The sequence below is a fragment of the Streptomyces cinnamoneus genome, assembly GCF_002939475.1.
GTDB classification, from domain to species: domain Bacteria; phylum Actinomycetota; class Actinomycetes; order Streptomycetales; family Streptomycetaceae; genus Streptomyces; species Streptomyces cinnamoneus_A.
Window position 1 is genome coordinate 6430937 of the sequence record NZ_PKFQ01000001.1, and the last position, 18797, is coordinate 6449733.

Annotated in this window: 11 protein-coding genes; all 11 read left to right on the forward strand. The window is 73.1% G+C overall.

Going from position 1 to position 18797, the window contains the following annotated elements:
• Positions 1-191: 191 nt before the first annotated feature.
• The 11 genes from CYQ11_RS28230 (at position 192) to CYQ11_RS28280 (ending at position 18747) form a co-directional block, all read left to right on the forward strand.
• Positions 192-1127, forward strand: a complete 936-nt coding sequence (locus CYQ11_RS28230) for a ParB/RepB/Spo0J family partition protein (protein ID WP_240003312.1) — start codon at positions 192-194, stop codon at positions 1125-1127.
• A gap of 445 nt (positions 1128-1572) precedes the next feature.
• Positions 1573-2373, forward strand: a complete 801-nt coding sequence (locus tag CYQ11_RS28235) for an alpha/beta fold hydrolase (protein ID WP_099198717.1) — start codon at positions 1573-1575, stop codon at positions 2371-2373.
• 27 nt (positions 2374-2400) lie between these two features.
• Positions 2401-3420, forward strand: a complete 1020-nt coding sequence (hppD, locus tag CYQ11_RS28240) for a 4-hydroxyphenylpyruvate dioxygenase (RefSeq protein WP_099198718.1) — start codon at positions 2401-2403, stop codon at positions 3418-3420.
• On the forward strand, positions 3417-5894 hold the full coding sequence (locus CYQ11_RS28245; protein WP_099198719.1) for an aminotransferase class I/II-fold pyridoxal phosphate-dependent enzyme: 2478 nt from the start codon (positions 3417-3419) through the stop codon (positions 5892-5894). The genes hppD and CYQ11_RS28245 overlap by 4 nt, the downstream gene beginning before the upstream one ends.
• 64 nt (positions 5895-5958) lie before the next feature.
• Entirely contained in the window at positions 5959-7098 is a 1140-nt protein-coding gene (gene dpgA, locus CYQ11_RS28250; RefSeq protein WP_099198720.1) for a 3,5-dihydroxyphenylacetyl-CoA synthase DpgA, read from the forward strand.
• Positions 7095-7772: an enoyl-CoA-hydratase DpgB gene (gene dpgB / locus CYQ11_RS28255; RefSeq protein WP_099198741.1), complete on the forward strand. Its 678-nt coding sequence runs from the start codon at positions 7095-7097 to the stop codon at positions 7770-7772. Before dpgA ends, dpgB begins: the two co-directional genes overlap by 4 nt.
• 188 nt (positions 7773-7960) lie before the next feature.
• Positions 7961-9544: an MBL fold metallo-hydrolase gene (locus CYQ11_RS28260; protein ID WP_099198721.1), complete on the forward strand. Its 1584-nt coding sequence runs from the start codon at positions 7961-7963 to the stop codon at positions 9542-9544.
• Positions 9545-9596: 52 nt separating this feature from the next.
• Positions 9597-9809 carry an MbtH family protein gene (locus CYQ11_RS28265; protein ID WP_099198722.1) on the forward strand — a complete coding sequence of 71 codons (213 nt, stop codon included), beginning with the start codon at positions 9597-9599 and terminating at the stop codon, positions 9807-9809.
• A 120-nt stretch (positions 9810-9929) separates the two neighbouring features.
• The gene (locus CYQ11_RS28270; protein WP_181143815.1) at positions 9930-11747 is read left to right on the forward strand and encodes a fatty acyl-AMP ligase; all 1818 of its coding nucleotides are present in this window, start codon (positions 9930-9932) and stop codon (positions 11745-11747) included.
• A gap of 68 nt (positions 11748-11815) precedes the next feature.
• A complete protein-coding gene (locus tag CYQ11_RS28275) occupies positions 11816-12088 on the forward strand; it encodes an acyl carrier protein (protein WP_181143816.1) in 273 nt (90 codons plus the stop codon).
• An 11-nt stretch (positions 12089-12099) separates the two neighbouring features.
• Positions 12100-18747: a non-ribosomal peptide synthetase gene (locus CYQ11_RS28280; RefSeq protein WP_099198724.1), complete on the forward strand. Its 6648-nt coding sequence runs from the start codon at positions 12100-12102 to the stop codon at positions 18745-18747.
• Positions 18748-18797 lie beyond the last annotated feature (50 nt).

An 18797-nucleotide genomic window follows, 5' to 3' on the forward strand; every position in this document is an offset into this window, starting at 1 on the left:
AGACGCGCATACGTGAAGAAGCGGGAACCGATGCCTCAGCCTCCCGAGGAAAGGCGCCAAGCACAATAGGTACTCACGCGGGGGAGACGTTGCCAGTGTTAGACCCGACGAACTCCGGAGCCGTCGGAATCGTACAAGACAGCTCGGCCGTTGGTTTTCCCGAATCCGATACGGTTCCCGAATGGGGTGTCGTGACCGTGCGGATCGCCTCGCTGCTGCCGGGGGAGTCCCCCCGTCTCCAGGGCCTCGATCACGCACACATCGCTGTACTCTCGCAGCTCGACTCGCCGTTGCCGCCGATCCTCGTCGACCGGTGCACCCGGCGCGTGATCGACGGCATGCACCGGCTGGAGGCCGCCAAGCGCAGGGGGCTGGAGACCATCGAGGTCGAGTACTTCGACGGATCGCAGGCAGAAGCGTTTCTGCGTGCGGTGCGGGCCAACGTCTCCCACGGCTTCCCGCTCTCCCCGGCCGACCGCCGGGCCGCCGCCGCCCGCATCATCGCCTCCCATCCGCACCTGTCGGACCGCGTCATAGCCGAGGCGGCGGGCCTCGGCGCCAAGGCCGTCGCCACCATCCGGCGCTGTTCGACCGACGCGACGACGCAGTCGAACAGCCGGGTGGGCAGGGACGGCAGGGTCCGCCCGCTCAGCAGCGTGGAGGGCCGCCGCAAGGCCGCCGAAGTGATGACCGAACGCCCCGGAGCGTCGCTGCGGGAGGTGGCCAGGGTCGCCGGGATCTCCCTCGCCACGGCGAGTGACGTGCGCAAGCGGCTCGAACGGGGCGAGGAGCCCGTGCCCACCCGCGCCGCGGCGAGCGAGGGCGCCGCCTACTCGCGCAGCGCCCAGCTCGCCCGCCGCAAAGCCCGTCGGGCGATCCGCGAGGCCCACACCAACCCCACCGTCGTGCTGGAGAAGCTCCTGCGCGACCCGTCACTGCGGCTGAACGACGGCGGCCGGAGGCTGTTGCGGCTGCTGCGGCACAACGCCATCGGCGCGGAGGACTGGGCGGAGCTGTCCGCCGCGGTGCCGGCGCACTGCGAGGTCCTGGTGGGGCAGCTCGCCGTGCAATTCGCGCAGATGTGGGTTGAATTCGCCAGGGAGCTGGACGACCGCGCCGACTCCTGACGCGGGCTTCCGCCGGGCTGGGTGATCTGCCACCGGGTGACGATTCGGCCCTCGTGCGGTGCCACGCGGCTGTTTTCGGTGCGGTGTCGGACGGGCCCTTCGGGCGCCCGTGCCGGAATTCCTCACTCCGGCTGCGTGCCGTCTTTTCGCGAAGTGTGTGCGTTTCGTGACGACGATGTGGGGCGTGCGCTGCCATAAGGGCGTGGGCCCCGCCGTCGCCGTGGCGTCGTCCGCCTCTTCCCGGAAAAGGGAGGGATCGCGAACTCTCCTACCCGGCCCCGCCGCACGGGCATTCGCGCGCACCCTGTTCGACGTTGATCGGATTCCGAGACGGTGTCATAGTTCTGTGCCTCATGAAATTAACAGCGGGACCGGCGCTTTGACGGATGCGCGGAAATGCTCGCGCCGGCCGGGATCTCGACGACGAGAATGATGCGGGCATGATATGCAGCAGGTCTTCACCAACGGTATAAGGATCTCCTACAGCCGCTCGGGCGGGGGAAAGCCCGTTCTGCTGGTCATGGGCTCGTCCTCTCCCGGCCGGGTCTGGACGACGCATCAGACGCCCGCGCTGGCCCGGGCGGGCTACGAGTCCGTGACCTTCGACAACCGCGGGGTTCCGCCGTCCGACGCGCCGCCCGGGAAGTACACGCTCGACGACATGGTCGCCGACACGAAGGGCCTCATCGACGCGCTGGACCTGGCGCCGTGCCGCATCGTCGGCACCTCCCTGGGCTCCATGATCGCCCAGGAACTGGCGATCCAGAGCCCCGGATCCGTCCGCTGCGCCGTGCTGCTGGGCACCCGGGGCCGCGCCGACGAGTTCCGGCGGGCCGAGGTGACGGCACAGCGCGCCCTCATCGAGAGCGGCGTCCGCATGCCGCCCGCCTACGAGGCCTTCGTGTCCGTCCTGCAGATGCTCTCGCCCGCCACGCGGAACGACGAGGAGAAGGTCGAACGGTGGCTGGACCTCTTCGAGTTGTCCGCCCCGGGCCACACGGCCGCGGGCCAGGCCTGGGCCGACATCGTCAGCGACCGGCGCGAGGAGCTGCGGAAGGTCTCCGCACCGTGCCGTGTCATCTCCTTCACCGACGACGTCATCACCCCGCCCGCGCTGTGCGCCGAGGTGGCCGACGCCATCCCGGACTGCGATCTGGTGGAGATCCCGTCCTGCGGCCACCTGGGCTACCTGGAACGGCCGCAGGAGGTCAACGCGTCGATCATCGAATTCCTTGACAAACATTAGCCATTCCACTTCGTGGGAGGTCGTGCCATGGCCGCGCTGGACATCGAGTACGTCGAGCTCTACGCACATGACGAAGCAGCTACGGTCGGCTACCTCGCGGGATCCCTGGGATTCCGCAGGGTCGCGCGGGCCGGGCGCCCCGGCCTGGAGACGGTGCTGCTGCGCCAGGGCACCGTGCAGGTCCTGGTCTCCACCGGCCCGGCGGCGGGGCGCTTCCTGGAGGAACACGGCGACGGCGTCGCCGACATGGCACTGCGCTGCGACGACGTCGCCGGGACGCTCGCGTCGGCGACGGCGGCCGGCGCCCGGGAGCTGGGGGACGCGGTCGGCGGCCCGGCCGTGACCGGCTTCGGCGGCGTGCGCCACACCCTGTTCCCCGACGGGCCGGACGCCGCCACGCGACTGCCGGCCGGGCGCGCGTGGACGCCCTTGTCCGCAGCCGCCGGACCGGTCGAGCGGATCTCCGTCCTCGACCACGTCGCGGTGGTGCTGGAAGCGGGCACCCTGCAGGACCACACGGAGTTCTACGAGCGCGGTTTCGGGCTGGGCCGCTACTCCGGCGAGTACGTCGCCTTCGGGGACCAGGCCATGGACTCGGTGGTCGTGCGCAGTGCGTCCGGCGGCATCACCTTCACCCTCATCGAGCCGGACAAGAAGAAGCAGGCGGGGCAGATCGACGCGTTCCTCGACAAGAACAACGGCCCCGGCGTGCAGCACCTCGCCTTCCTGGTGGACGAGATCGTTCCGGCGGTGCACGAGTTGCGCGGGCGCGGGGTGGACTTCCTGAGCACCCCCGCCGCGTACTACGGCCTGCTGGAGCGGCGCTTCCCCGAGATGGCCGGCGAGATCGCGGACCTCAAGGGAGCCGACGTCCTGGCCGACCGCGACGAGTGGGGATACCTGCTGCAGCTGTTCACCCGCTCGCCCTACGCACGCGGCACCCTCTTCTACGAGCTCGTCCAGCGCCGCGGCTCCCGCGGGTTCGGCAGCTCCAACATCCGGTCGCTGTACGAGGCGATCGAGCTCGACCGGGTGGCCGCCGAATGAAGGGCCACGCCGTCGCGGCCCCGGCGGCGCTCACCCTGGCGGACTACGCCGACCTGGCGCGGCGCGGCATGGACGCGGCGGTCTGGGACTTCCTCGCCGGCGGCGCCGGCGAGGAACGCACCCTCGCGGCCAACCTCGCCGCCTTCGGGCGGGTGCGGCTGCTGCCCCGCGTGCTGACCGGCGCCGGACGACCCGTCACCATGACGCGGATCCTCGGCCGCGACTGGGCGGCACCGGTCGGCATCGCGCCCCTCGCCTACCACACGATGGCGGACCCGGAGGGGGAGACCGCGACGGCCCGCGCTGCGGGACGGGCCGGGCTGCCGCTGATCGTGAGCACCTTCGCCGGGCGGACCCTGGAGGACGTCGCCGCCGCCGCGGCCGGCGCCCCCCTGTGGCTCCAGGTCTACTGCTTCCGCGACCGCGACGTGACCCGGCGCCTGGTCGAACGGGCCGAGCGCGCCGGATTCGAGGCCCTGGTCCTCACCGCGGACGCCCCGCACCTGGGCCGGCGGCTGCGCGACCTGCGCAACGGCTTCCGGCTGCCCGCCGGCATCGGCCCGGCCAACCTGGAGGGCGCCGGCTTCGCCTCCCCCCGGGACCACTCCCTCATGGAGTTCGACCCCGGCCTCGACTGGTCAGCGGTGGCGTGGCTGCGGTCCGTCAGTTCCCTGCCGGTGCTGGTCAAGGGCGTTCTCACGGCCGCGGACGCCTGCCGCGCCGTAGAGGCCGGAGCGGCCGGCGTCGTCGTCTCCAACCACGGCGGCCGGCAGCTGGACGGCGCCGTCGCGACGCTCGACGCCCTCCCCGAGATCACCGCCGCGCTGGCGGGAGCCTGCCCCGTCCTGCTCGACGGCGGGGTGCGCCGCGGCGTGGACGTCCTGGCCGCGCTCGCCCTCGGCGCCGACGCGGTGCTCCTGGGACGGCCGGTCCTCGACGGGCTGGCCGTGGACGGAGCGTCAGGCGTCGCCCGGGTCCTGGACATCCTCGTCGGCGAACTGACCGACGCGATGAGCCTCTCCGGCCTCGGCTCGGTCGCGGACGCCACACCCGGCCTCGTCCGTCTCGCGACCGGCACCGCCGCCCCGGAACCGCCGCCGCCCGCCCCCGCCCGGAGCGCCGACGACCCGGAGGCGCCGCGGACCGGCGACCTGCGCGGCGAGGACCTGCACGGAAGCCTGCGGGACCCGGTGCTCGACACGATGAACTTCCTCAACGAGATCACCCACCGCTACCCGGAGGCGGTTTCCTTCGCCCCCGGCCGCCCGTACGACCGCTTCTTCGACGTCGAACAGGTCTTCACGTCCCTGCGCCGCTACTGCGACCACCTCGCCGAGCAGGGACAGACGCCCGAGCAGATCCGCGACGCCCTGTTCCAGTACGGCCCCACGAGCGGCAGGATCCGCGGCCTGATCGCCGACTGGCTGCGCGCCGACGAGGGCATCGACGTGCCCGCGGAGTCCATCGTCGTCACCGTCGGATGCCAGGAGGCCATGGTCCTCGCGCTACGGGCGCTGGTCCAAGGCCCCCGGGACGCGCTGCTGGTCGCCAGCCCCTGCTACGTCGGGATCACCGGGGCGGCCCGGCTGCTCGACATCGACCCCACCCCCGTCGCCGAGCGCGAGGACGGCTTCCATCCCGCCGACCTGGAGGCCGTGGTGCGCGCCGAGCGGGCGCGCGGCCGCCGGCCCCGGGCGTTCTACGTGGTGCCCGACCACGCCAACCCGTCCGGGAACACGATGTCGCTGGAGGCCCGGCACGAGCTCCTGGAGCTCGCCGGACGGCTGGACCTGCTGGTGCTGGAGGACAGCCCCTACCGGTTGGTCAGCCCCGGGATCCAGCTGCCCACGCTCAAGTCCCTGGACCGTGACCGCCGGGTGGTGCACCTCGGCTCGTTCTCCAAGACGCTCTTCCCCGGCGCACGCGTGGGATTCGCGGTCGCGGACCAGACCGTCACCGACCGGGCGGGTGCGACCCGGCTGCTCGCCGACGAGCTCTCCAAGCTCAAGAGCATGGTCACGGTGAACACCTCGCCGCTGAGCCAGGCCGCCGTGGCGGGCATGCTGCTGGCCGCGGGCGGACGCGCCTCGCAGCTCAACGCCGGCACGGCGGCGCACTACGGCGAGGCGATGCGCGCCACCCTGCGGCGGCTGGACGCGTGCTTCGCCGAACCGCGCCGCGCCGGACTGAAGGTCCGCTGGAACAAGCCGGACGGGGGGTTCTTCCTCGTCGTCAAGGTCCCCTTCGTCGCCGACAACGCGGCGCTGGCGCGCTCGGCCCAGGACTTCGGCGTGATCTGGACGCCCATGGCGTACTTCTACCCGCAGGGCGGCGGCGAGCACGAGATCCGGCTGTCCGTGAGCTACCTGAGCCTGGCCGAGATCGACGAGGGCGTCGGCCGGCTCGCCGCGTTCATCGAGCACGAGAGCGAAACCGCGTCGGGCGCATCCGCCGACGCCGTCGAGGAAGGATGATCGTCATGGTCCGCGCAGGGTTCCCACCGCGCAGCAAGCCCCGCATGTGGGGGTGGACGTTCCGATGAGCGCAACAGTCACCCCGGACGACCGTCCGGCCGCGCCGCCCACCGGCCGCCGGCACCGGCGCCCGGACCCGGTGATCGCCGGGGTCGGCACCGCTGTCGCCGGAAACCCCTACTCCCAGGGCGAGTTACTGGACCTGTTCGCGATCAGCGACCCGAAGGTCCGCTCCGTCTTCTCCCACAGCGCCATCGAACGGCGCTTCCTGTCGGTCCCCCCGAGCGACGCCGACGGCTCGCCCGTTCCCGAACTCCAGGGCGAACTGCTGGCCAAGCACCGCAGGCTCGCCCTCGACATGGGCGGGCGTGCGCTCCAGGAGTCGCTGAAGAACGCCGGCCTCGACCTCTCCGGGCTCGGCTACCTGTGCTGCGTGACCACGACCGGCTTCCTCACCCCCGGACTCAGCGCCCTGCTGATCCGCGAGCTGGGCATCGACCCGGCCTGCCACCGCGTGGACGTCGTGGGCATGGGATGCAACGCGGGCCTGAACGCCCTGAACGCGACGGCCGCCTGGTCGGCCGCCCACCCCGGCCGGCTCGCCGTCATGCTGTGCGCCGAGGCGTGCTCCGCCGCGTACGTCATCGACGACTCGATGCGCACCGCGGTCGTCAACAGCCTGTTCGGCGACGGCGCCGCCGCCGTCGCCCTCCTGACCCCCGACGACGAGGACGCACCGCCCACGGCGGCCGGGGGAGCGGGCGGCCCGCGCGTGCTGTCCTTCGCCAGTCACCTCATCACCGACGCCGTCGACGCGATGCGCTTCGACTGGGACGACCGGCAGGGACGGTTCAGCTTCTTCCTCGACCCGGAGATCCCCTATGTGGTCGGCGCCCACGCCGAGCGGGTCGTCGACCGGCTGCTGTCCGACGCGGGCCTGCGCCGCGGGGACGTCGCCCACTGGCTCGTGCACTCGGGCGGCAAGAAGGTCATCGACGCCGTGCGCGTCAACCTCGGCCTGACCCGCCACGACGTGCGGCACACCACCGGCGTGCTGCGCGACTACGGCAACCTCTCCAGCGGTTCCTTCCTGTTCTCCTACGAGCGGCTGCTCCACGAAGGCGTCGCCGCGCCCGGCGACTACGGAGTGCTGATGACCATGGGCCCCGGATCGACGATCGAAACGGCGCTGGTCCAGTGGTGACGGCCCCGTCCACCGGCCGTCAGGTGATCAGGATCGACGGCACCCGGCCGCCGTCGGCCGGCCTCGTCGCCGCCGTCACCGCGGCGTGCGAGCGGGTGGAGGACCGCGGCACGCCCACGCGGGTGGTCGTCGAGGCGTCGGGCGCTCCCGACGGGGAGTGGACCCGCGGTCTGACGCCCGGACTGGTCGGCAAGTGGGAGCGCGCTCTGCGCCGGCTGGAACGGCTGCCCGCCGCCACCGTCGCGGTCGCGACCGGCGACTGCGGCGGTACGGCCCTGGACGCCCTGCTCGCCGCCGACCACCGCGTCGTCTCCCCGGACACCCGCCTGGTGCTGCCGGTGGCGGCCGGGGCCCCCTGGCCCGGCATGGCGCTCTACCGGCTGGTGCGGGAGGGCGGCGGCACCGGCGCGGTCCGCCGGGCGATCCTCTTCGGCGCTCCCCTGGAGGCGGCCGACGCGCTGGCGCTGCACCTGGTGCACGCCGTCAGCGACGACCTGCCGGGCGCGCTGGAGGCGGCCGACGGTCTGGCCGGGCGGGTGCCCGGTGCGGAACTGGCGATACGACGCCAGTTGATGCTCGACGCGTCCAGCGTCGGCTTCGAGGAGGCCCTCGGCGCGCACCTGGCCGCGTGCGACCGCGCGCTGCGGCAGACGGACGCGGGAACGGCGCCATGACGGCGATCGTCCGGCGCCGCGCCGCCACCGCCGGGCTTCACGGCTGACGGAAACACCGGGCCACGGCGGCGGAAGTGCCCAGGCCCGAACATCTTGATCGAGTACGGCGCGCCATGACAGAGTTCATTCGAAAACACCTTTGAGTGTGACAGGCCGCGTCATCGGAATCCCGGGATGGTGGTACTGAAATGCAAGGCGGCGAGAAATTCCTGAAATCACGCGTCATCATTGAGCCGCTGGTCGACCGGTTCTACGCGTGGTTCCACACGGTGGCGCCGGTCCAGGCCTCGATGAACCTGGCACGACTCCAGGTTCCGCTTCTCGAGTCGTATCTGCAGTCCCCCGAGAGCCACGTCGTGGCCAGCAACAACCCCGACCTGCGCGGCGGTTATTTCGTGAACATCCCCGAGGAGCGCAGCGACGAGGTGCGCGAGCTGCTCGACTCGATCCGCAAGGAACGCGCCGGAATGCTCGAATTCGCCGCCGCGGTCGCCGAGGCCGAGGAACTGCTGCGGCAGAACGCCACCGGGTTCGACCTGACGCCCCTCTACCCCAAGCTGCCCAAGGCCCTGTCCGGGCTGGTGGAGCTGGCGTACGACACCGGCAACCAGGCCTCGGTGCGGTTCGTCGAGCCCCTCGCGTACCACAGCCCGGCGTACACCGAGGAGCGGCAGTCGGTGCAACTGTCCCTGGAACCGGGCGTCGAGCGCCCGTTCATCCTGAGCACCCCCCGGCTGCCCGCGCCCGACGTCCTGGAACTGGCCGTCCCCTTCCGGCACCAGGGCCTGGCGGACCTCTTCCGGGCGCGGATCCGGCCCACCACCGAGGCCGCCCTGCGCGAGGCCCTGGAACTGGACGACGCGCAGGCCGCGCTGCTGCCCGGGCTGCTGGCCGACGAGCCGGCCGGCTCTCCCGACCGGCACATCGACGCCGGAGGCCGGATCCGCTACTTCGGCCACGCCTGCCTGCTGCTGCAGAGCCCCGGCGCGGCGATCCTGACCGACCCCTTCATCAGCGCCGACGGCTCGCACGGCGACCGCTTCACCTACGACGACCTGCCCGACCACATCGACCTGGTGCTCATCACCCACGGCCACCAGGACCACATCGTGCTGGAGACCCTGCTCCAGCTGCGGGGCCGGGTCGGCGCGGTCGTCGTCCCGCGGGCCTCCCGCGGCAACCTGGTGGACCCCTCCGTCGGGCTCTACCTGCGGCACCTGGGCCTTCCCGTGGTCGAGGTGGACGACTTCGACGAGGTGCCCTTCCCGGGCGGCGAGGTCGTGGCCACCCCCTTCCTCGGCGAGCACTGCGACCTGGACATCCGCGCCAAGTCGACCTACTGGGTGCGGCTGGCCGGCAAGTCCGTCTACGTCGGCGCCGACTCCTCCGGCATCGACCCCGGGCTCTACCGCTACGTGCGCGAGCACCTGGGCACCGCCGACATGGCCTTCCTCGGCATGGAGTGCGACGGCGCCCCGCTCACCTGGCTCTACCGGGCCCTGCTGACCCGGCCGGTGCCCAAGAAGATGAGCGGCTCCCGCAAGCTCTCCGGCTCCGACGCCGCGCAGGCCGCCGCCATCATGACGGAGTTCGGCGCCCGTGAGGCGTACGTCTACGCCATGGGCGAGGAGGAGTGGCTCGGCCACGTCATGGCCACCACCTACGACGAGGACACCTACCAGCTCCAGCAGATCGACGAGTTCCTCACCTGGTGCGCCGACCGTGGAATACCCGCCGAGCACCTCCTCAACAAACGTGAATGGCGCTGGTGAAAGACCCGCTCTTCGACGACTCCCCAGCACGGGCGACGGAAAGGAAAAGACAGTGACGAACCCGTTCGAGGACCCCGACGCCGAATACCTCGTCCTGGTCAACGACGAGAACCAGCACTCCCTCTGGCCGGTCTTCGCCGACGTTCCCGAGGGCTGGCGGGCGGTTTTCGGAAAGGCCGGCCGCCAGGACTGCCTCGACTACATAGAGAAGTCCTGGACCGACATGCGCCCCAAGAGCCTCATCGAGGCCATGGAGAAGAACTGACGCCACTCCGCCCGCGGCTCCCGGCACCGGAACGCAACCGGTGCCGGCCCCCGGTGGAGAACCCCTTTCGGTGAACAACCTTTCCGGAGCCGGCGCAGGCTGGTGGGCGGAGGAAATGCCGTGACATGCGATCTCTCCGAATACCGGAACGTGGGCGAGGCGTTCACCGGACGCGTCGCCGCGCACCCCGGTAGGACCGCGCTGACCATCCACCGGGCGTCCGGCGACGCGCCCCCGCAGCGGCTCACCTTCGCGCAGCTCGCCGCCCGCGCGCAGGCCCGCGCGCGACACCTCGGTGAACGACTGGCGCCGGGAGAGCGGGTGCTCCTCGCCCTGCCGACCGGTACGGAGTTCGTGGAGGTCTACCTCGCCTGCCTGTTCGCCGGGCTGGTCGCCGTGCCGGTGCCCGCGCCCGGCGGCTCGACGACCGCCGCCGACCGCGTCACGGCGATCGCCCGCGACTGTGCCCCGGCCCTGGCCGTCACCGTCGGGGACGACCGGGAGGCGCTCGCCGTGAGCCTGCGGGAGCACGGCCTCGGACCCCTACCGGTCGAGGCGGCCCCGCCCGTCGAGGACGCCGGGCCCTTCGAGGGCGGCGCGGACGCGGGCCGCGGACGACGCGACGACGCCCGCGTCCCGGGCGTCGGCCGGGACACCCTCGCGGTCCTCCAGTACAGCTCGGGGTCCACCGGCGACCCCAAAGGCGTGATGCTCGAACACGGGCACATCCTCGCCAACACCGCCGCGTTCCAGGAGGCCACCGGCCTCGGCCCCGACGACTCGTTCGGCATATGGATGCCGCTGCACCACGACATGGGACTGTTCGGCCAGCTCACCGCGGCGCTGCTGCTCGGAGCCCCCATCGTGCTCATGCCCGCCGCGGACTTCCTCCGCCGGCCGATGGAATGGTTCCGGATGATCGACCGGTACCGGCTGACCGTCACCGCGGCCCCCGACTTCGCCTACGAACTGTGCGCACGGCTCGCCACCGACGACAGCCTGGGCGAACTCGACCTGTCCTCGCTGCGCGTCGCCTTCGACGGATCCGAACCGATCCACGTACCCACCATGACCGCGTTCACCGAGCGCTTCGCCCGCGCCGGACTGGCCCCCGGCGTCCTCTGCCCCGCCTACGGCATGGCGGAGGCCACGGTGTTCGCGTCGACGCACCCCGTCGGGACGCCCCCCACGGTGCTCACCGTGGACCCCCACCACCTCGAGTCCGCCGGGCGCCCCGCACTGCGGCCCCTCTCCGACGGACCCGGCAGGCAGCTCACCGGCGTCGGCAGGCCCCGCACCCCGGAGATACGGATCGTCGACCCGGACACCCGCCACGAACTGCCCGCCGGCGCGATCGGGGAGGTCTGGTTGCGCGGCCCCAACGTCGGCCGCGGCTACTGGAACCAGCCCGGACCGAGCGCGCGGGTCTTCGCCGCCCGCCTCGCGGACGCCGCCCCCGGCGATGGCGGCTGGCTGCGCACCGGCGACCTGGGAGCCCTGCTCGACGGCGAACTCTTCGTCACCGGACGCCTCAAGGAACTGCTGATCGTCCGCGGGCGCAACCTCTTCCCGCAGGACATCGAGCAGCGTGCCCGCGCCGCCCACGAGGCCCTGACCGGATTCTTCGGCGCGGCCTTCGGGGTGCAGGCGCCCGACGAGCGCATCGTGCTCGTGCACGAGGTCAGCCCCAAGGTCCCGGCCGGGGACCTGCCCACCGTCGCCACGACCGTCGCCCGGGAACTCACGCTCGACCTCGGCGTGCCGGTGCGCAACGTCGTCCTGGTGCGCCGCGGCGCGGTGCGCCGGACGACCAGCGGCAAGATCAAACGCGCCGAGATGCGGCAGCGGTTCCTCACGGGCGGCATCGCCGCCCTGCACGCCGAGGTCGAGCCCGCCGTGCGGCGGCTCGCCCCGAGCGGTGCCGGCGCGTCCGCGTGACGCCGCCGCCCCCGCGAGACCCACGTGATCCGACCGCCCGGCGCTTCGGCGCCGAGAAGGGAACCGTCGTGACCCAGACCGACCTGACGCCCGCTGCGCGCGCACCCGAAAGCATCGGGGCCTGGCTGGTCGAGCGCGTCGCCCACTACGTCCAGCTGCCGGTCGAGGAGATCGACCCCGACGCCTCGCCCCTGGAGTACGGCCTCGACTCCCTGTACGCCGTCGTGCTCTGCGGCGACATCGAGGACACCTGGGGCCTGGCCGTCGAACCGGACCTGGTCTGGGAGGCCGACACGCTCGCCGTGCTCGGCGCGCGGCTCGCGGACCTGCGGAACCGGTGAGGCGGACGGACATGACGACGGCCCCGACGATGACCCTGGAGCTGATGTCCGGTCAGCTCGGCATCTGGTACGCCCAGCAGCTCGACCCCGGCAACCCCGCGTACACCATCGGTGAGTACCTGGAGATCGACGGCGACCTGGACGTCGGCCTGCTCGTCGAGGCGGTGCGCCGCGGCCTCGACGAAGCGGAGGCGTACCGGCTGAGGTTCGTCCTGGACGGGCGGACACCCCGGCAGTACGTCCACGACGCCTGCGACCACCCCGTCGAGGTCGTCGACCTGAGCGCCGAGGCCGCCCCGGAGGCGGCCGCCGAGGCGTGGATGCGCGCCGACCTCGACCGGCCCATGGACCTCCTCGACGGCCCGCTGTCCGTACAGGCCGTCCTCGTCCTGGCACCGCGCAGGGTCCGGTGGTACCAGCGCGTTCACCACGCGATCCTCGACGGCCGCAGCATGGCGGCGTTCGCCGCGCGGGTGGCCGACGTCTACACCGCCCTCTCGGCGGGCCGGGCCCCGCACGACGGCGCCCTCGGACCGCTGTCCGTCCTGCTGGACGCCGACCGCGCCTACGTCGCCTCACCCCAGTACGACCTCGACCGGCGGCACTGGCTCGACGCCCTGGCCGACCTGCCGGACGCGACCGGCCCGCACCGCCGCACCCCCCGCCGTCACATGGCCGAGCGCGCGGCGATCCACACCCGGGACCTCGGTCCCGCCGAGGGCGCCGGACTGCGCGCGGCCGCGCGACGGCTGCGCACCGGTTTCGCCGGCCTGGTCATCTCCGCGGCGGCCGTCCACCACCACCGCGTCAGCGGGGAGCGCGACATCGTGCTCGGCGTCTCCGCCGGCGGCCGCACGACCCGGCGGGAGTTCGGGATCCCCGGCATGACCTCCACCATCCTGCCGGTCCGCCTCCCGATCGGCCGCGACCTCACCGTCGCCGGGCTGATGCGGCAGACCGCCGAGTCCCTGCGCGACAGCCTGCGTCACCAGCGCTATCCGTACAGCGACATCCTCGGCGACCTGCGGCTGGTCGGCGGCGGCTCCCCGTGCGCCCTCATCGTCAACGTCATGTCGCTCGCCCGGCCCCCCATGTTCGGCGCCTGTACCGCCGTGCGCACCGGCCTGTCCAGCGGCCCCGCCGACGACCTCAAGATCGACGTCTACGACAAGGGAGGCGACGGCGGGATCCAGACCGCCGTCGAGTTCAACCGCGACCTGCACGACCCGGGCACGGGGGCCCGCGTCACCGACCGGTTCCTGCACACGCTCCGGGCCCTGGCCGCCTCCTCGCCCACCGACGCGGTCGGCGCCCTCGACCTCCTCGGCGAGGACGAGCGCCGACGTGTCCTCATCAACTGGAGCGGGGCCTCGGCCGCGACCCCGGCCGCCGAGACCGTGCCGGCCCTCTTCGAGGCCCAGGTGGCCCGCACCCCGGACGCGGCGGCCGTGGTCCACGACGGCGTGCGCACCTCCTACGCGCAACTGGACGAGCGGGCCAACCGCCTGGCACGGCTGCTGCGGGCCCGCGGCGCCGGGCCGGAGTCCGTGGTGGCGCTGTGCCTCCCGCGCGGGACGCCGATGGTCGCGGCGATCCTGGCGACGTGGAAGGCCGGCGCCGCGTACCTGCCCGTCGACCCGGGGATGCCCGCCGACCGGATCGCCTACCTGCTCGCCGACAGCCGCGCCACCGTGCTGGTCGGTCACGAGGAGGTGCTCGACGAACTGCCCGTCACCTCGGCGCTGACGGTCGCCCTCGACGACCCCGCCGAGATCGCGCAGCTCGCGGCGCAGCCCCCGACGGCGCCCGCGGTGCCGGCGCGGCCCGCGGCGGTCGCCTACGTGATCTACACGTCGGGATCGACCGGCCGGCCCAAGGGCGTCGCGGTCACCCACGGCGCGCTGGCGAACTACGTCGCCTCCGTGCCGCCGCGCCTGGGCCTCGGAGCACCCGGCAGCCGCTACGCGCTGCTCCAGCCACAGCACACCGACCTCGGCAACACGGTGCTCTTCACCGCCCTCACCACGGGCGGAGAGCTGCACGTCCTGGACGCCGACGCCGCCGTGGACCCGGCCGCGGTCGCCGACTACCTGTCGGCCCACCGGATCGACCACCTCAAGGCCGTGCCGTCCCACCTGGCCGCGCTCGCCGCCGTCGCCGGCCGGCCGGCCGTGCTCCCCGCCCGCTCACTGGTCCTGGGCGGGGAGGCCGCACCGCTGGCGTGGGTGCGGGAGATGGTGACGGCGGCCGGCGACCGGCCGGTGTTCAACCACTACGGGCCGACGGAACTGACCATCGGCGTGATCACCGGCCGCCTGGACCAGGCGGCGCTGGCCGACGGCGACGTGCCGATCGGGACACCGGCCGCCGGCACGAGGGCCTACGTCCTCGACGACGCGCTGCGACCGGTGCCCGGCGACGTCCCCGGCGAGCTCTACGTGACCGGCGCCCAGCTGGCCCGCGGGTACGTCGGCCGCCCCGGACTGACGGCGGAACGATTCGTCGCGTGCCCGTTCGAGCCCGGTGAGCGGATGTACCGCACCGGCGACCGGGTGCGCTGGACCCCGGACGGACAGCTGGTGTTCACCGGCCGCACCGACGACCAGGTCAAGATCCGCGGACACCGCGTCGAACCGGGCGAGACACAGGCGGTCCTCACGGCGCACGCCAGGGTCGACCGGGCGGCGGTGGTGGTCCGCGAGGACGACACCGGCGACAAACAACTGATCGCCTACCTGGTCCCCGCCGACCACGGCCCCGACACCGACACCGGCGAGGCCGCGCGGGAGGCCGGGGCCAGGCTGGTCGCCGCCGTGCGCGACCACGCCGCCGAACGACTGCCCGCCCCCATGCTGCCCACCGCCTACGTCGTCCTGGACGCACTGCCCCTGACCCCGAACGGGAAACTGGACCGCAGGGCCCTGCCCGAACCCGTCCTCGGGACGGACACGGGATCCGGGCGCGGGCCGAGAAGCATCCGCGAGGAGATCCTCTGCGAGACCTTCGCGCAGGTCCTCGGCATGCCCACGGTGGGCGTGGACGACGACTTCTTCACCCTGGGCGGCCATTCCCTCTCGGCCGTCACCCTGGTCGAGCACCTGCGCGCCAAGGGCGTCGCGGTCTCCGTACCCGCCCTGTTCTCCACCCCCACCCCGGCCGGGCTGGCGGCACTGGCCGGCCCGCGCCCGGTGCCGGTCCCCGAGAACCTCATCCCCGACGGCGCCACCGAACTCACCCCCGCCATGCTGCCCCTGGCGGACCTCGACGAAGCCGAACTCGCACGGATCACTGACGCCGTGCCCGGCGGCGCGGCCAACATCGCGGACGTGTACCCGCTCACACCGCTCCAGGAAGGGATCTTCTTCCACCACCTGGCCCGCGCCCAGGACGAGACGGACGTCTACATGATGTCCGCGGTCCTCGAATTCGACACGCGGGCACGGCTCGACGGCTTCCTCGACGCCCTCCGCCACGTCGTGGACCGCCACGACGTCTACCGCACCGCCCTCGTGTGGGAAGGACTGCGCGAACCCGTACAGGTCGTCCTGCGCCACGCCGGCCTGCCGGTCGTCGAGAGCGGGATCGACCCCCGCGAGCCCGACGCGAACGAACGGCTGCGCGCCGCCGGCGGGTCGTGGATGGACCTGCGGCGCGCACCGCTCCTGCACGTCCACACCGCCGCCGGACACGACGGCGGACGAAGCCTGGCCCTGCTGCGCATGCACCACCTCATACGCGACCACACGACGCTGGAAGTGCTCTTCGAAGAGGTGCGCGCCGTCCTGGCCGGGCAGCGCGACCGGCTGCCCGCCCCCGTCCCGTTCCGGGACTTCGTCGCACAGACCCGGCTCGGCATGACGAGCGAGGAGCACGCCCGGTACTTCGCTGGCCTCCTCGGCGACGTCACCGAGACCACCGCACCCTTCGGCCTGCTGCGCGTACGCGGCGACGGCACCGACCTGTCGCGCGCGCACGCACCGGTCGACGACCACCTGGCCGCACGGGTACGGGACCTCGCCCGCACGCTCGGCGTCAGCCCGGCCACCGTCTTCCACCTCGCCTGGGCACGGGTGCTGGCGGCGCTGTCGGGGCGGGACGACGTGGTGTTCGGCACGGTGCTGCTCGGCCGCATGAACGCGGGCGCCGGCCGGGTGGCGGGCCTGCTGCTCAACACCCTGCCCGTGCGCGTGCGCCTCAAGGACGGCACCGTCACCGACACGCTGGCCGGCGTGCGACGGCAACTGGTGGGCCTGCTCGAACACGAACACGCGCCGCTCGCCGTGGCCCAGCAGGCGGCCCGGATACCCGGCGGCGGACCACTGTTCACCTCGATCTTCAACTACCGGCACAGCCAGACCGTCCACGAAACCGACATCGGCCTCGCCGGCGTCGGCGTGGCCGAGGTCACCGAACACACCAACTACCCCCTGAACGTGGCCGTCGGCGACACCGGGACCGGATTCTTCATCACCGTGGACGCGGCAGCGCCGGCGGACCCCGCCCTCGTCCACTCGATGCTGCACACCGGCCTCGCCAACCTCGTCACCGCCCTGACCGACACCCCGGACCTCCCGTTCGCGGCGGTCGGCCTGCTCGACGAGGCGACGCGCCGCCGGGCACTGGACGAGGGCCGCGGCACAGCCGGGCCGCTGCCCGCAACGACGGTCCCCGACCTGATCGCGGCCCGGGCGGCACAGACGTCGGACGCGATCGCGGTGGTGTGCGGTGAGGCCGATCGCGCGGTGGACCGCGAGCTGTCGTACGCGGAGCTGGACACGCGCGCGAACCGGCTGGCGCACTGCCTGCGCGACACGGGCGTGGGGACGGAATCCGTGGTCGCGCTCTGCCTGCCCAGGGGCCCGGAGGCCGTCGTCGCGATGCTGGCCGCGTGGAAGGCCGGAGCCGCCCACCTGCCGATCGACCCCGAGTACCCGCCCGCCCGGATCGCGTCCATGCTGGCCGACAGCCGGGCCACGGTGCTGGTGAGCACGACGGAGACCCTCGACGCACTGACCGCTCCGCCCGCCGCTGTGAAGACGCCGGTCCTGGTACTCGACGATCCCCTGACGCGGAGCCGCCTGGCGGCCGCCGCCCCGAGCGGGCCGACGGATGTCCCACCCGCATCCCCGGACCAGGTGGCGTACGTCATGTACACCTCGGGCTCGTCGGGCACGCCCAAGGGCGTGATGGTCACGCACGGGGGCCTGGCGAACTACGTGGCCTGGGCGGCGAAGGCGTACGGGGCCGCGCCGGAGGCCCCGTCTGCGAGCCCGTCGGGAAGCCCGTCGGGAAGCCCGTCGGGAACGCGCTCGGCAACGCCCTCCGGGTCTTCGCCGGCCGTCGACGCGCCGCTGCATTCCTCATTGGCCTTCGACCTGACGGTGACCAGTCTTCTGGTGCCGCTGGTGTCGGGGGGCAGCGTCGTGGTCAGCCCCGACGGCGGTGCCCGGGGACTGGCGCGGCTGGTGCGGGGCAGTGACGGCTTCGACGTGGTGAAGGTGGTGCCGGGCCATCTGCCCCTGCTGGCCGAGCTCCTGTCGGACGGGGAGCAGGCCCGGTCCGCGCGGCGCCTGGTGGTGGGCGGCGAGGCGCTGACGGGGCCCGACGTCCGGGCCTGGCTGGACCGGGCACCGGGCTCGGTGGTGGTCAACGAGTACGGGCCCACCGAGACGGTCGTCGGATGCTGCACCTTCGAGGTGCGGCCGGGCCGGACCGTGGCGGATCGGGTGCCGATCGGCCGGCCGGTCACGAACGTACGGCTCTACGCACTCGACGACATGCTGGAACCGGTGGTGCCGGGAGTGGCCGGCGAGCTCTACATCGCGGGCACACAGCTGGCCCGGGGATACACGGGCCGACCGGGTCTGACAGGCGAACGCTTCGTCGCGTGCCCGTTCGAGCCGGGACGGCGGATGTACCGAAGCGGGGACCTCGTGCGCTGGAACGCGGACGGCCAGCTGGAGTTCGTCGGCCGGGCCGACGACCAGCTGAAAATCCGCGGGTTCCGGGTCGAGCCGGGCGACGTACGGGCGGCGCTCCTCGGGCACCCGGCCGTCGCGGAGGCGGCGGTGGTCGTCCGGGAAGACACGCCGGGGGACAAACGCCTGGTCGCCTACGTCGTCCCCGAGCCGATCGAAGACGGGGAGGGTCAGGACGGCTGGGATGGCCGGGATGGCTGGGACGGTCAGAGCGTGGCGGGCGGGTTCCCCGCCGACGCGGTACGCGCGCACGTCGCCGAGCGCCTGCCGGAGCACATGGTGCCCGCCGCGGTGGTCACACTCACGGCGTTGCCGCTGACACCCAACGGGAAACTCGACCCCGCGGCCCTCCCCGCGCCGGAGCACGGCGGCGCCGCGGAGGGCGGCCGGGCACCGGCCGGCAGGCGCGAGGAGGTCCTGTGCGACGTGTTCGCCCAGGTCCTGGGCCTGCCCGCGGTCGGCGTCGACGACGACTTCTTCGACCTGGGCGGCCACTCGCTGCTCGCGACCCGACTGGTCAGCCGGGTGCGCGCCACCCTGGGCGAGGAACTGCCGATCGAAGAGGTCTTCGCGACGCCGACGCCCGCCGCACTCGGGGCCTGGCTCGCGGGACACGACAGCCCGGCGGAGACGGAGACCGCTGCGAGACCGGTATTGCGACCGATGACACGCAAGAGCTAGCCCCCGCACGAGAGCTGGAGGCGTGGGCGCGCAGGTACGAGTCCGGCGCG

Bases quoted from the DNA above. Each gene is read 5' to 3' on its own strand.
- CYQ11_RS28260 (WP_099198721.1), top strand. From the start codon at position 7,961: ATGCAAGGCGGCGAGAAATTCCTGAAATCACGCGTCATCATTGAGCCG.
- CYQ11_RS28245 (WP_099198719.1), top strand. From the start codon at position 3,417: ATGAAGGGCCACGCCGTCGCGGCCCCGGCGGCGCTCACCCTGGCGGAC.
- dpgA (WP_099198720.1), top strand. From the start codon at position 5,959: ATGAGCGCAACAGTCACCCCGGACGACCGTCCGGCCGCGCCGCCCACC.
- CYQ11_RS28280 (WP_099198724.1), top strand. From the start codon at position 12,100: ATGACGACGGCCCCGACGATGACCCTGGAGCTGATGTCCGGTCAGCTC.
- hppD (WP_099198718.1), top strand. From the start codon at position 2,401: ATGGCCGCGCTGGACATCGAGTACGTCGAGCTCTACGCACATGACGAA.
- CYQ11_RS28235 (WP_099198717.1), top strand. From the start codon at position 1,573: ATGCAGCAGGTCTTCACCAACGGTATAAGGATCTCCTACAGCCGCTCG.